The organism is Methanosphaera sp. ISO3-F5 (genome assembly GCF_034480035.2).
In the GTDB taxonomy this organism is placed as follows: Archaea; Methanobacteriota; Methanobacteria; order Methanobacteriales; family Methanobacteriaceae; genus Methanosphaera.
Genome location: NZ_CP118753.2, coordinates 2,364,145 through 2,378,864, shown reverse-complemented (window position 1 = coordinate 2,378,864; position 14,720 = coordinate 2,364,145). Strand labels below are relative to the sequence as shown.

Annotated in this window: 9 protein-coding genes; all 9 read left to right on the top strand. The window is 35.6% G+C overall.

What is annotated here, in order from left to right; genetic code table 11:
- Positions 1 to 326: 326 nt before the first annotated feature.
- The 9 genes from PXD04_RS22105 (at position 327) to PXD04_RS22065 (ending at position 14,623) form a co-directional block, all read left to right on the top strand.
- Positions 327 to 1,643: a hypothetical protein gene (locus tag PXD04_RS22105; RefSeq protein WP_323736961.1), complete on the top strand. Its 1,317-nt coding sequence runs from the start codon at positions 327 to 329 to the stop codon at positions 1,641 to 1,643.
- A gap of 215 nt (positions 1,644 to 1,858) precedes the next feature.
- Positions 1,859 to 5,026 carry an isoleucine--tRNA ligase gene (ileS, locus tag PXD04_RS22100; protein WP_323736960.1) on the top strand — a complete coding sequence of 1,056 codons (3,168 nt, stop codon included), beginning with the start codon at positions 1,859 to 1,861 and terminating at the stop codon, positions 5,024 to 5,026.
- A gap of 53 nt (positions 5,027 to 5,079) precedes the next feature.
- Positions 5,080 to 7,251 (top strand): phosphoribosylformylglycinamidine synthase subunit PurL, encoded by a 2,172-nt coding sequence (gene purL / locus PXD04_RS22095; protein WP_323736959.1) that lies wholly within the window; start codon positions 5,080 to 5,082, stop codon positions 7,249 to 7,251.
- 33 nt (positions 7,252 to 7,284) lie between these two features.
- On the top strand, positions 7,285 to 8,574 hold the full coding sequence (locus PXD04_RS22090) for a site-2 protease family protein (protein ID WP_323736958.1): 1,290 nt from the start codon (positions 7,285 to 7,287) through the stop codon (positions 8,572 to 8,574).
- 145 nt (positions 8,575 to 8,719) lie between these two features.
- Positions 8,720 to 9,343, top strand: coding sequence for a cobalt-precorrin-7 (C(5))-methyltransferase (locus PXD04_RS22085; RefSeq protein WP_323736957.1), 624 nt, complete (start codon positions 8,720 to 8,722; stop codon positions 9,341 to 9,343).
- Positions 9,344 to 9,514: 171 nt separating this feature from the next.
- On the top strand, positions 9,515 to 10,705 hold the full coding sequence (locus tag PXD04_RS22080; protein ID WP_323736956.1) for a redox-regulated ATPase YchF: 1,191 nt from the start codon (positions 9,515 to 9,517) through the stop codon (positions 10,703 to 10,705).
- 12 nt (positions 10,706 to 10,717) lie between these two features.
- The gene (locus tag PXD04_RS22075) at positions 10,718 to 11,884 is read left to right on the top strand and encodes a UDP binding domain-containing protein (protein ID WP_323736955.1); all 1,167 of its coding nucleotides are present in this window, start codon (positions 10,718 to 10,720) and stop codon (positions 11,882 to 11,884) included.
- Complete coding sequence (gene cfbD / locus PXD04_RS22070) at positions 11,884 to 12,945, top strand: Ni-sirohydrochlorin a,c-diamide reductive cyclase catalytic subunit (protein ID WP_323737407.1); 1,062 nt, start codon at positions 11,884 to 11,886, stop codon at positions 12,943 to 12,945. Before PXD04_RS22075 ends, cfbD begins: the two co-directional genes overlap by 1 nt.
- 106 nt (positions 12,946 to 13,051) lie before the next feature.
- Positions 13,052 to 14,623, top strand: coding sequence for an NAD(P)/FAD-dependent oxidoreductase (locus PXD04_RS22065; protein ID WP_323736954.1), 1,572 nt, complete (start codon positions 13,052 to 13,054; stop codon positions 14,621 to 14,623).
- Positions 14,624 to 14,720 lie beyond the last annotated feature (97 nt).

Here is a 14,720-nt window from a genome sequence, read left to right as displayed (position 1 = left end):
GATAAATACTCTGAGGATGCCTCATTTTTTTTTAAACAAAAACACTATTTTTAAAAAACAATTTATAGCAAAAACACATAATAAAAAGCTATTTTAAAACAATTTGCTATTACTCACAAATAAAAAATAAACAACACTCCACTACCATAACATGATGTAGTCAGAATGTGTGGTGATGAATTTTCAGTTACTTTTTAGCAAAAAAGTAATACTTTTTTAATTCTTTTTAAATGTTAATTTTTACTAGTTTTATTCGCCCCTTGGGGCGTGTTTTAAAAAATAAGCGATAATAAAGTTTTTATAGTAAAAAGGAGAGATATTATATTATGAAAGTACAAAATAACTCTCCTATTATTAATTATGTTGGTCATCAACTTAAACTTGACGGTTTTTTTAGTGAACCATTGGTTGATGTTATTAGAAAAGATAATACTGATGATGAATGTGTAAATTTATTATCTGTTGATTGTAAAGATTTGATTGTAGATTATTTGGATAATTATTTTGATGATGATCTTCCAGTTTCCTGTGCTGAGGATTATGTGAAATCTAAGCTATCTCGGATTGCGGATAATTTGAAAGTTTTTGAAACTAAAGATGGTGTTGTTTTTACTCAATTTAGGAGTTATTGTCCTCATTGTGGTTCTAAACATGTTGTTGAAGATGGTTATTATCCTAAAAAGCTTGTTTTAAATGTTTTTGGTAATGTTGATGCTCGTATTAAACGTTATGAATGTCGTAATTGTGGTAAAGGTTTTTCTGCAGATATTAGCAGTGTAGTTGATAGAAAATTCAGTGTTTCCAAGCGTATTATGAAGATAATACAGAATTATTATGCTATTTGTGGTACTCCCGTTCGCAGAATACAGGAGATCATGAAAAGAATACATAATGTATGCGTATCTTATCAGGAAGTACAGGACATTATAGTCGATTATATTATTAAATATGAGTCTAATTTGGAAACTTATTCTGGATATTATGTGTTTGATAGTTTATGGGTTAAAATAGATGAAATTAGTGATAATTATGTTTATTTCTTTGCATTATTTGATGTACATCATAGAACATTGGTGGATTATAAAATAGTTGAAGAAGAAAATAGTACGGAAGTTTATAATTTCTTACGAAATGCTACTCTTAATCAACCCCGTAAAGCAATTACAACTGACTTACATATTGCTTATCGAAAACCAATACAAGATTTAGGATTCAAACACCAATTTTGTGAATTCCACACCAAACAAAACATCAACAAATACTTATATAATCATGTAAAAGAGAACAATATCTCAAAAAAGACTCATAAGGAATATAAAAAATATTTAGAAGAAATTTATCAAATTTATGAATCAAACAATAGATTTGAAGTTTTAGATATATTGGATAATCTCTCTGGTAGGCGTGAAGAGTTTCCGGATGTTATTAATGAGATTATTGATAAAAAGATTCGTCCTTATTCTCGTTATTTAACTATGTTTCTTGAAGATAGTTTTATTGAACGTACTAGTAATTGGATTGAACGTATTTTTGGTGATTTAGCACCTAAATCTTTAAAAAATAAATTTAAAACATTACGTGGATTTTTATCTAGACTAAATTTGAAGCTTAAAAGATGGGATTCTCGAAACGCAATTTTATGATGGAAAAGGTAACTTCACCACACATTTTGACAACACCCATAACATAGGTAAATATTACTGTAAGTAATGACAAAAATATAAATTAATATAATGTTACATAATCTACCATTATGAAACAATTATAACAAAAAAGGGGTTTAATTCATCAAAAAAAATACCATAAACTCAATATGATAAAAAAACCCATACAAAAATAAATTAAAAGGAGATACTGTATGCCAATAAATGAGGTAGAACAGGGATATAATAAAGCATTAGAAAATAAAATACAAAGATTCTGGCAAGAACAGAACATATACAACAAAACAAGCAAACAAAGAGAAAACAAACCAAAATACTCATTCCTAGACGGACCACCATACTGCAGTGGAAGAATACACCTAGGAACAGCATGGAACAAAACCATAAAAGACTCATTCCTAAGATACAAAAGCATGTCCGGATACAGTCTAAGAAGACAAGCAGGATGGGACACACACGGATTACCAATAGAACACAAAGTAGAACAAATACTAGAAATACAAAGCAAACAAGAAATCGAAGAAAAATACGGAATAGACAACTTCGTAGAAAAATGTAAAGAATTCGCAATAAAAAACAAAGAAGACATGACCGAACAGTTCAAAAGCATGGGAATATGGATGGACTGGGAAGACCCATACGTAACCTACGACAACAGTTACATGGAATCATGCTGGTGGACACTAAAAAAAGCAGACGAAAGAAACTTACTAGTACAAGACAAAAGAGTAATCACATGGTGCCCACAATGTGAAACCGCACTAGCAAACGCAGAAATAGAATACGACGAAAAACAAGACCCATCAATATACGTAAAATTCAAACTAGTAAACCAAGAATTCGACGCACCAAGCTACGTGCTAATATGGACAACCACACCATGGACCATACCAGCAAACATGGCAGTAAGCGTACACCCAGAATTCGAATACTCTTACATCAAAATAACAAACAAAGACGGAGACCAAGAAGTACTCCTCATGGCAACAGGACTAATCAACTCACTATTCGAAGAAAACGAATACGAAACACTTAAAACAGTCACCGGAGAATCATTAAAAGACACAGAATACTACCATCCACTAAGAGAAGAAGTACCATTACAAGCACAATTCCCACACAAAATAATACTCGGAGAACACGTAACACTAGAAGATGGTACAGGATGTGTACACACAGCACCAGGACACGGACCAGAAGACTACGAAGTAGGAGTAAAAAATGGCATAGAAGTATTCTGTCCAGTAGGAGAAAACGGTTGCTACACCAGTGAAGCAGGAAAATATGCAGACAAAGGCGTTAAAGAAGCAAACCCTGAAATAACACACGACCTATACCATCACAACGCACTACTAAAAGAAGGAACAATAGACCACAGAGTAGGATTATGCTGGAGATGTAAAACACCAATCATCTACATAGCAACAAAACAATGGTTTATCAAAGTAACAGAAATCAAAGACCAAATGCTAGAACAAGTAGACCAAGTAGAATGGGTACCATCATGGGCTGGAGAAAGCAGATTCAAAGACTGGGTATCCAACGCAAGAGACTGGACAATATCCAGACAAAGATACTGGGGAATACCAATACCAATATGGACCTGTCCAGAATGTGACAAAAAAGTAGTAGTCGGATCAAAACAAGAACTACGAGACCTATCCGGAGACCAAACACTCACAGGAGACTTTGTACACAGACCACACGTAGATAACATAACAATACCATGCGAATGCGGACACGACATGCACAGAGTACCAGACGTACTAGACGTATGGATAGACTCAGGAGTAGCAGGATGGGCAGCACTACACTACCCACAAGACCCATCAGAAAACTTCGAAGAATGGTTCCCATACGACTTCATAACAGAAGGACACGACCAAACAAGAGGATGGTTCTACTCACAACTAGGACTAGGAGTAGCAGCATTCGGAAAAGCACCATACAAGAAAGTATTAATGCACGGATTCACACTCGACGACAAAGGACAAAAAATGAGTAAATCCATAGGAAACGTAGTAAGCCCAGAAGAAGTAATAGAAAAATACTCAGCAGACACACTAAGATTCTACCTGCTAGACGCAAACAAGCCATGGGACGACCTAAAATTCAACTGGGACGAAGTACAGAACTCATCAAAACTATTCAACATACTATGGAACGTATACTACTTCAGCACAACATACATGAGCCTAGACAACTTCGACCCAACAAAACACAACAAAAAAGACCTAAAATTCAGACAAGAAGACCTATGGATAAGATCAAGAATAAACACACTCATAAAATCAGTAGGAGAAGACATAGAATCACTACTATTTAACAGAGCAACAGAAAAAATCACAGAATTCGTACTAGAAGACCTAAGCAGATGGTACGTAAGACTAATACGTGGAAGAACATGGGTAGAAAGTGACGACCCAGACAAACTAGGAGCATACTACACACTATACTACACACTAAAAGATCTTATAAGAGTACTTGCACCAATAGCACCACACGTAACAGAAGAAATATATCAAAACCTCATAAGAGGAGTAGAAACAGAAGCACCAGAAAGCGTACACATGCTAGACTGGAAATACGATGAAAACGAAATCGACACAACACTAGAAGAAAACATGACCCACATCCGTGACATAATCGAAGCAAGTGCACATGCAAGAGACGTGGCAAGATTCAAACTAAGATGGCCAGTACAAAACATAACAGTAGTAACAGAAAAAGATGAAGTAACACAGGCAATAAACTCACTAGAAAACGTACTCCTCGAACAAGCAAACTCCAAGAAAATAACAATAGAAACAGAACTAGAAAATGCAATAATCATAGCAAAACCAAACATGGCAATACTAGGACCAAAACTAAGAGGAGACCTTGGAAGAGTAAAAAAATACTTCGAAGCAGAAGACACAGACGCAAGTAAAATAATGGAAGAAGTCACACAAAACGGAGAATACACAATCCACTTCGAAGACAAAGACATAACACTAGTCGAAGAAGAAATACTATTCGAAAAAGAAGTACCAGAAAACCTCGTAAGCTGTGACTTTGAAAACGGAAGCGTCTACGTAGACACAGAAGTAACACCAGAAATCTACTCCGAAGCAATGGCAAGAGAACTAATCCGTCGTATACAAGACATGCGTAAAGACCTCGACCTAAACGTAGAAGCAAACATACAAGTAATAGTAGAATGCAGCAAAGAATTCAAAGAAGCAGTACTACCACACCAGGACTACATATCCAACGAAGTACGTACTGAAAACCTAGAATTCGAAAATATCACTTCATCAGAAGGATACACTAAAGAATGGAAAATAGAAGAAGAACAACTTAAAATATTCATAAAAGAATAAATAAAAAAATTTTAAACAAAATAAAAAAAAATTGTAAAAGGTTGTATGAGTTTATGGTTTTAACTGATGATGAATTAAAATATATAAAAGAAGTACTAGGACGAGAACCTAACGAACTAGAACTGGGCATGATGGATGTAATGTTCTCCGAACACTGCTCCTACAAAAGCAGCAGACCAATCCTAAAAAACTTCCCCACAGATGGACCAGATGTAATACTAGGACCAGGGGATGATGCAGGAATAGTCAACCTAACCGAAGAATACGCACTAGCAATAGGAATGGAAAGCCACAACCACCCATCCGCTGTAGAACCATACGGTGGAGCCGGAACAGGAATAGGTGGAATAGTAAGAGACATAATAAGTATGGGAGCAAAACCAGTAGTACTCCTAGACGCACTACGATTCGGACACATGAGCGACCAAAGATCCAAATACATCTTCGACTACGTGGTAAAAGGAATATCCGACTACGGAAACAGAATCGGAGTACCAACAGTAGGAGGAGAAATAGAATTCGACGACAACTTCCAATACAACCCAATGGTAAACGTAGTATGCGCAGGACTAGTAAAAAAAGACGAAATAGTCTACGGAAGCGCACCAATAGTAGGAGACGTCTACCTATTAATGGGAGGAACAACAGGCCGTGACGGAATACACGGAGTAACATTCGCATCCGAAGAACTAACAAGCAACTCAGAAATAGAAGACAGACCAGCAGTACAAGTAGCAGACCCATTCACCAAAAAAAGAGTAATGGAAGCAACCTACGAACTACTAGAAACACTAGACATACACGGAGTAAAAGACCTTGGAGGAGGAGGACTAACATGCTGCCTATCAGAAATGGCAGACAAAGGAGGAAACGGTTCACTAATAGACCTGAACAAAATCCCTCTAAGAGAAGAAAACATGACACCATACGAAATAATGCTATCAGAATCCCAAGAACGTATGGTATTTGCAATCTCACCTGAAGACGTGGAAAAAGCATCACAAATATGTGAAAAACACGACCTATCACACGCAGTAATAGGAGAAATAATAGACAAACGAGAATTCATCATAAAAGATGGAGACAAAGAAATCTGTCATGCACCAAACATACTATTCACAGATGCACCAATAATAGAAAGAGAAGCAAAAGAACCAGAAAAAATCATAAAAGAAGTAACAATACCAGAAACAAACCCAGAAGAAGCACTATTAACACTACTCGCATCAGAAAACATAACAAGCAAAAAATGGGTATACAGTCAATACGACCACGAAGTACAACTAAGAACAGTAGTAAAACCTGGTGACGACGCAGCAGTAATAAAAGTAGACAATGACACATCATTCACAATAGGAACAGACTGTAACAGTACACACGTACTACTAGACCCATACCAGGGAGCAGCAGCAGCCGTACTGGAATCTATAAATAATGCAATAAGTATGGGAGCAAGACCAATAGCATTAGTAGACTGCTTAAACTTTGGAAACCCAGAAAAACCTGAAGTCTTCTGGCAATTCAAACAAGCAGTAACAGGTATGAGTGATGTGGCAAACAAATTCAACACAGCATTCATCAGCGGAAACGTAAGCTTCTACAATGAAACAGAAGGAGTAACAGTAAATCCATCACCAATTGTAGGAACTGTAGGAGTACTTGACAACAAACACATAAAAACAATGACACTCAAAGAAGAAAAAGATGCAGTAATACTCATAGGAAACACTTACCCAGAACTAGACGGATCACAATACTACAAAGAAATACATGACGTAGTACAGGGATACCCACCAGAAATAAGATTAGAAGAAAACTATGAAGTATCCATGGAAATACAAAAATTAATCAACGAATACAATGATGAAATAACAGCAGTACATGACATATCCAAGGGAGGATTAATAACAGCACTAGCATTAATGACAATAAAATCAGACAAATCAGTAACAGTCAACATATCAGACATACCATCAAATGTGGAATTAACACAGGATGAAAAACTATTCTCAGAATCAAACAGCAGATTCATAATCACAGTAAAACAGGATAAAATAAACACAATAGAAGAAGTGTTAAAAGAAGATAACATAGCATTCTCCGTTATTGGGGAAGTTACAAGTGGAAACTTCATCATAAACAATTCATCTGAAGAAATAGTTAACATCGAAGTAGACAAGTTAGTAGAAGCAAACACAACCACAATAGAAAATCAAATGGCATAAAAATAAATGCCCACCCTCTGGAAGGTTAAAGTAATGAACGCACTATGGTATTATGTAATAGGATTCATAATAATATGGGTATTAGCATTCCTACTTAAAGGCAAATACAATATTACCGTTGAAGGAATAGTGTTAATGCTTAAAACAGAACGATTACATGATATTATCGATAAAATAGCAAAAAAGGCTCCAAGATTCTGGAAAGCATATATGAACATTGGAATACCAGTAGGGTTCTTCCTAATGATTCTGATGCTGGTATCACTCGTTTGGTCATTACAATTAATGTTTGAAATGCCAACAGTATCACTTATACTGCCTGGAGTAGATGTTCCAGGATCTCCCCTTTACATACCATTCGGTACTGGAATGCTTGCATTAGCAACAGTACTCATAATACATGAAGGAGGACATGGAGTACTGGCAAGAGTAGAAAACGTAGCCATAGACTCAGTAGGATTACTCTTGTTTCTAATAATCCCTGGAGCATTCGTAGAACCGAACGAGGAAGAACTTAAAAAAGTTAATGGAATAAGTAAACTAAGAGTATACTTTGCAGGTCCAATGTTTAACATGGGACTAGCAGTAATAGGAATAGTATTAATGCTACTTGTAGGCGGACTTATAACGGCGGGAGACTTCTACACAACAGATGGTATGGAAATAACAAGTGTAGTGCCGGCAAGTCCATCTGAAGGAGTATTATCCAATGGGATGATAATAAAACAGGTTAATAACCAATCAGTAGTTAATACAAAAAGCTACATGAAAATAATGGACAAAAACAAGATAGGTGAAAACGTTACAATCACAACAGATACTGGAACGTATCATGTAGTTGCAAGAGAAAATCCTAACAATAACAGCAGAGCCTATATTGGTGTCAGATCAAAAGAGCATGTAATAGTAACCCCGGAAGCAAATAGTAAATATGGAACATTTATCCCATGGATACTAACACAACTAAGGGAACTGTTCTATCTTGTATTCCTGTTAAACTTTGCAGTGGGAACATTTAACTTACTACCTATGAAACCATTAGATGGTGGTTTAATACTGGAAGAAATAGTAGGTTACAGGATAAGAGAAGATAGACGAAAAGATTTTAACAATACTCTTAACTGGTGGACAAGGCCATTACCATTAAGTGTCAGATGCTGGATAAGCAGAAGATTTAACAACTTACTGGACTTCTTACATAATCATGAAATAAGTGATGAAAAAGTACAATTCATTGTAAGAACTTTCAGTTACATATTAATAGCTATACTATTAGTTCTCATACTCTATGGAATGCTTCCAGCAATCCTTCAAATGATTTAATATTTAATTCTTTTTTTTCATTTTTTTTTTAACCATTCTTATTTCTTCTTAAAATTAGGTATATATATTTAGAAAATATATTACATTGTTACTTCAAATATATTATTAATACTTAAAACTAAATTAGTAAGTTGGTGATTCTGTTATGAATAAAATGAATATTGTAGGTATTGGTCCTGGGGACCGTGAATATTTAACATTGGGTGCTATTGAAACTATTGAAAATTCAGATGTATTGGTTGGTAGTCAAAGGTCTCTTGACTTATTTGATTATGTTGATGCTAAAATGGTTGTATTAGAGCCAAGAGATATTCCAAAAACTGTTAAAATGGCAGTTTCTTATCTTGATGATGGATTAAAAGTATCTGTATTATCAACGGGTGATCCTGGTTTTAGTGGAATGCTTAAAACTATGCAAAAGTTATCTCCAAAAACAAAGGTTAATGTAATACCGGGTATTAGTTCTGTTCAGTTAGCTGCTGCTAAAGTACAGATACCTTGGGATACTGCAAATCTTTTAACAATACATGGTGGAAGAGCACCAACTGAGGATTTGCTGGAAAAACTAGATAATACAAGGCCAAACATTGTATTGCCAAATAGGCACATAAGTGAACTCGCAGAATATCTTATAGATCATGGTTACAGTCCAGAACATGAAATAACAATATGTGAAAAATTAAGTTATCCTGATGAACAAATAGTTCAAGTAACGCTTGGCGAAGCTAAGAATATGGACTTTGGCTACATGTGTGTAGTAATCATTTAACCTATTCTATTTTTTATTTATTTTAACAATTCCACATCTTATTCTATTTTTTTGATTAAATTAATTATCTAAAAAAAACATATATTAATAATATATTAATGAATTTATTTATCGAAAATAATTATTTTAACATATTCTTTAATTATTTTAACAACTTATAGGAGTAATGATATGTTACAAATCGCTGTAACTGGAAAACCAAATGTGGGAAAATCATCATTTTTTAATTCAGCAACACTATCCGAGGCAGAAGTAGCAAACTATCCATTCACAACAATAGATGCAAATGCTGCAATAGCATACGTGACAGCTGAATGTCCATGTAAAGAATTAGAATTAACATGCAACCCAAGAACAGGCAAATGTGAAGACGGAATAAGATATATTCCAGTAGAACTGATAGATGTTGCAGGATTAGTTCCTGGAGCTTATGAAGGAAAAGGTTTAGGAAACAAATTCCTTGACGACCTTAGTCAAGCAAGAGCATTAATACATATAATAGACGCTTCAGGAGGAACAGATGCTGAAGGAAATCCGTGTGAAGCAGGAACACATGACCCCCTGGATGATGTGAACTTCTTAAAACACGAGGTAACAATGTGGGTGTACTCCATACTCGAAAGAAACTGGCCAAGACTCATAAGAAAAGTAATGAGCGAACACTTAAACTTTGCAAAAGTAATCTCTGAACAACTAACCGGAGCAGGAGTACTATTAGATGACGTACTCGAAGCAGAACGTATAATGAATGATGAATACGATAAATGGGAACAAGAAGACATGCTTAAATTCATAGATAAAATACTTGAATCAGCAAAGCCAATCATCATCGTAGCCAACAAAATAGATACACCACAAGCCGAAGAAAACATTCGAAGACTAAAAGAACAGTATGATCAGGTCATCCCAACAAGTGCAGAATCAGAACTAGCACTAGTAAATGCACAAAAAGCAGGACTAATAAAATACGTGTCAGGAGAAGACCACTTCGAAATAATAGATGACACTAAACTATCAGATAAACAGAAAATGGCACTACAATACATAGACGAGAACGTTCTTAAAAAGTATGGATCCACGGGAATACAAGAAACAATCAACAAAGCAGTATATGAAACACTAGAAAACATAGTAGTATACCCAGTAGAGGATGAACACAAATACTCCGACCAGAAAGGAAACATACTCCCAGACGCACTTCTAGTACCAAAAGGATCCAACCCACGAGACCTAGCATACTGCATACACACAGATATAGGCGACGGATTCACACATGCAATCGATGCAAGACGAAACATGAGAATATCCAGTGAACAAGAACTAAAACAATCAGACATCATAAGCATAATAGCAAACAAATAAGGTGAATTAAACATGAAAACATTAATTTACCCAGATAACGAAACAAACCTGGAACAATACGAAAAACTAAACTCAGAAATCCTAGTATACGATGAAAACTCCACAATAAACACAACACTAGAAAAGACAAGCGACATGTCAACATTCTCCCAGGTCGATGCAGTAATTTTCACACAAAACTGCATAATAAACGGTGAATACAATACAAAAAAACTAGAAGAAGCATGCACCAAACTACAAGACACAGTACTAGATGAAGTACTGCTAATATTTGACACAAAAGTACCACCAAGAACCGTTCTGAAAATGTCCAAAATAATAGATGAATACGGTTTAATCCCAGACATAAAACTAGCATACACAACAGTAATCAACAACAACCAGAGAATAATAGCCGGAAAAAACGAACAATGCCAAGAAAAAACAACACAACTATACAAAACATTACCTGAACAAATAACAACAGTAAAACACATACAAACAGCAGAATTCATACCAATACTACAAAACGCATACAAAGACACACTAGTAGCACTATCCAACCAAATGGCAATACTATCAGAGGCAATAACAATAGACCTAATCGAAGCAATAGACGTGGCAAACACCGGAGAAGACATACACCTACTCTACCCAAAACCAATACTAAAAAATGAAGTAACAAGAGACGCAGACGAAGTAAACAAAATAGCCAACGAATACGGAGAACCATCACAACTATCAGAAACAGCACGAAACACAAACAATTACGTAGCATACCACATGGCATACATGGCAGAAAAAGAACTATACCTCAAAGAACACCTGGCAATGTTCGAAACAACAGTAGCAATACTAGGAGTAACAGAGGATGAAACATTACAAACACAAAAAGACAATGCATCACTCACACTAATAGATGACTTTGTAAGCCGAGACGTGGAAGTATGGGTGCATGATGATAAAATACCAGCAGAAATCATAGAAGAACACAACGCCAAAAAAATAACACTAGAAGAAGCATACAATGCAGATTGTATAATAGTAATGACAGACACACCAGAATACAGACAACTCGACCCAGAAAAAATAGAAAAAGTAATAATAACAGCACTGCCAATACTAGACTCAGAAAAATATGAAAACGTAAAATACAGTAGTGTAGGACAATACAGACTAAAAGAAGGTGAAATGTTATGATACATCCACGACCAAGCCCAATAGCAGCAGCACTATACACGCTAAGAGACCTTGAAGTAGATGTAATAATAATGCACGGACCAGCAGGATGCTGCTTCAGAACAGGAAGACTACTCGAAGATGAAGGAATAAGAGTAATAACAACAGCAATGAACGAAAACGACTTCATATTCGGAGCAGGAGAAAAACTAGTGGAAACAATAAGAGAAGTAGAAGAAACATTCCACCCAGAAACAATAGGAATAGTAGGAACATGTGCCAGTATGATCATAGGCGAAAACATGAAAAACAACGCCCAAGAAGCAGGCATAAATGCTAACATAATCATAGTAGAAACACACGGAGGATACGAAGCAGGAGACAACACAGCAGGAGCAATTCAAGCACTTAAAGCAGCAAATACAGCAGGAATAATCAGCCAAGAAGAAGTAGACAGACAATCAGAAATGCTGCAAAAAGCAACAGAACTAGAAAAAACACGAGGAATGGCAAAGGGAACATACATACAACCAGACTACGGAGACAACAAAGTAACAATAGCAAAAAAAGTCATAAACACAATAAAAGAAGGAAAAAAGGTTGCAATAGTACTGAATGCTAAAAAAGAGACAAGCTACCTATTCGCAGACATAATGACAATAAACTGGACAAAACATTCACCCGAAAACCAGCCAATAATCATAGCAAACACTGATGAAAACATAGGATTACCATACATAAAACATCATGCACAAACAGTAAACAACACAATCTACAAAAAACCAGACCACATCACAGGAGGACTCGATGAATACCCAGTAACAGGAATAAAAGCAGAAGAAATACTAAACAACATAAAGCCAGACCTGACAATAATACTAGGAGTACCACACGCAGTAGAAGTAACCAATGTACCCGGAGAAACAATAGCAGTAACAGACGGGCCACGACTAGTTGAACCCTTAAGACAAATGGGCTTTGACAATGTAGTAACAGAACTAGATGCGCATTCAAAAACACTAGGAGCAAAAAGCATAGTTGAATCTGAATTCGCACAAACAATAAGAGGACTGTTAGAATAATAGAAAATTAAACAATTAATAAAAAAACAAACAAAAACAAACCAAAATATAATAATTATAAATTAAATATATATTAACAATAGAATTTTGTACACAGGTGAATCCCTTGAATATAGTAATAATCGGGGCAGGAGCATCAGGATTAACTGCCGCATCAAATATAAGAAAATATGATGAAGAATCACAAATAATAGTATTTACAACACAAAAACATGTAGCATACTCTCCATGTGCAATACCATACGTAATAGGTGGACACATAGACACATTCGAAGATATCATAATGCACAAACCAACAGACTACCTGAGAAAAAACATAAAAATATTCACAGAAACCCAGGTAGTCGAAATCAACAATGACATCACAGAACTAACCTACGAAGACAAAAAAGGAAACAAACAAAACCTCAAATACGATAAACTCGTAATCGCAACAGGAGGAAAACCATTAATACCACCAATACCAGGAAAAGACCTGGAAGGAGTATTCAAAGTCAGAACAGTAGAAGACGGAGAAGAAATCCTAGCATACTCACAAAACTGTAAAAACGTAACACTAGTCGGTGGAGGAGCAATCGGATTAGAACTAGGATCAGAACTAGCAAACAAAGGAATCAACGTAACCATCGCTGAAATGATGCCACAATTATTCCCAAGATCATTCGACCAAGAAATGTCAGACAAATTCCAAGAACACCTACAAAGCAACAACATAGAAATACTAACAGGATCAGCAGTACAATCAATAAACGGGGAAACAAAAGTAGAATCAGTAACAATAGATGGAGAAGAAAAACCAGCAGATATGGTAATACTATCCACCGGGGTAAGACCACAAACAGAACTAGCAGAAAGCATAGGATGTGAACTAGGACAATTCGCAATAAAAGTAACCCCACACATGGAAACAACCGTACCAAACGTATACGCTGCAGGAGATTGTGTGGAAGTAACAAATGCAATTACAGGAGAAATAACCCTCTCACCACTAGGAACAACCGCAGTAAGACAGGGAATAATCCTTGCAAAAAACCTAGCAGGACACGAAATAGACTTCCAACCAGTACTAAACTCAACAGTATCACAAATTGGTAACATGGAAATGGGAGCAGTAGGAATCACACAACAAGAAGCAGAGAAAAAAGGCATAGATGTTGTTATAAGCAGTATTGACTCACTAAGCAGAGCAAGATACTATCCTGGAAGTAAACCATTACACATCAAACTCATAGCAAAAACAGATGGAACAATAATTGGATGTCAAATGTTCGGCCAGGAAGCAGTAGCAGAAAGAGTAGATACAATGACAGCAATAATGTCACAAAAACTCACATGTGATGATGTTGTATCAATGGAATTCTCATATGCACCACCAGTATCCCAGGTAACTGACCCTATAGCTCAGGCAGCTGAAGAAATACTTGAAAAAATTGATGAACTCAAGGCAGAAGGAAAAATAGAAGAAGAACCTTCTGAACCAGAAAACGAAGAAGTTGAAGAAATTGCTGAAGAAGAGGTTGAAGAAACTACTGGTGAGGAAGTTGAAGCAGCTGCTGAAGAAGAGGTTGAAGAAACTGCTGAAGAGGAAGTTGAAGATACTGTAGATGAATCTGAAGATTCTGGTGAAGAAAAAGTTTCTTTCACTGAATATTTAAGACAACAGGGTCTTATTAACTAGTAGATTTTAAAATCTATCTTTTTTAACTATTTTTTTTATGATTATTTTTTTTTAGAATTAGTATTTGTTCTAGTTTTTTTTTGGAGCTTAGTTTATT

Bases quoted from the DNA above. Each gene is read 5' to 3' on its own strand.
- PXD04_RS22105 (WP_323736961.1), top strand. From the start codon at position 327: ATGAAAGTACAAAATAACTCTCCTATTATTAATTATGTTGGTCATCAA.
- ileS (WP_323736960.1), top strand. From the start codon at position 1,859: ATGCCAATAAATGAGGTAGAACAGGGATATAATAAAGCATTAGAAAAT.
- purL (WP_323736959.1), top strand. From the start codon at position 5,080: ATGGTTTTAACTGATGATGAATTAAAATATATAAAAGAAGTACTAGGA.
- PXD04_RS22090 (WP_323736958.1), top strand. From the start codon at position 7,285: ATGAACGCACTATGGTATTATGTAATAGGATTCATAATAATATGGGTA.
- PXD04_RS22085 (WP_323736957.1), top strand. From the start codon at position 8,720: ATGAATAAAATGAATATTGTAGGTATTGGTCCTGGGGACCGTGAATAT.
- PXD04_RS22080 (WP_323736956.1), top strand. From the start codon at position 9,515: ATGTTACAAATCGCTGTAACTGGAAAACCAAATGTGGGAAAATCATCA.
- PXD04_RS22075 (WP_323736955.1), top strand. From the start codon at position 10,718: ATGAAAACATTAATTTACCCAGATAACGAAACAAACCTGGAACAATAC.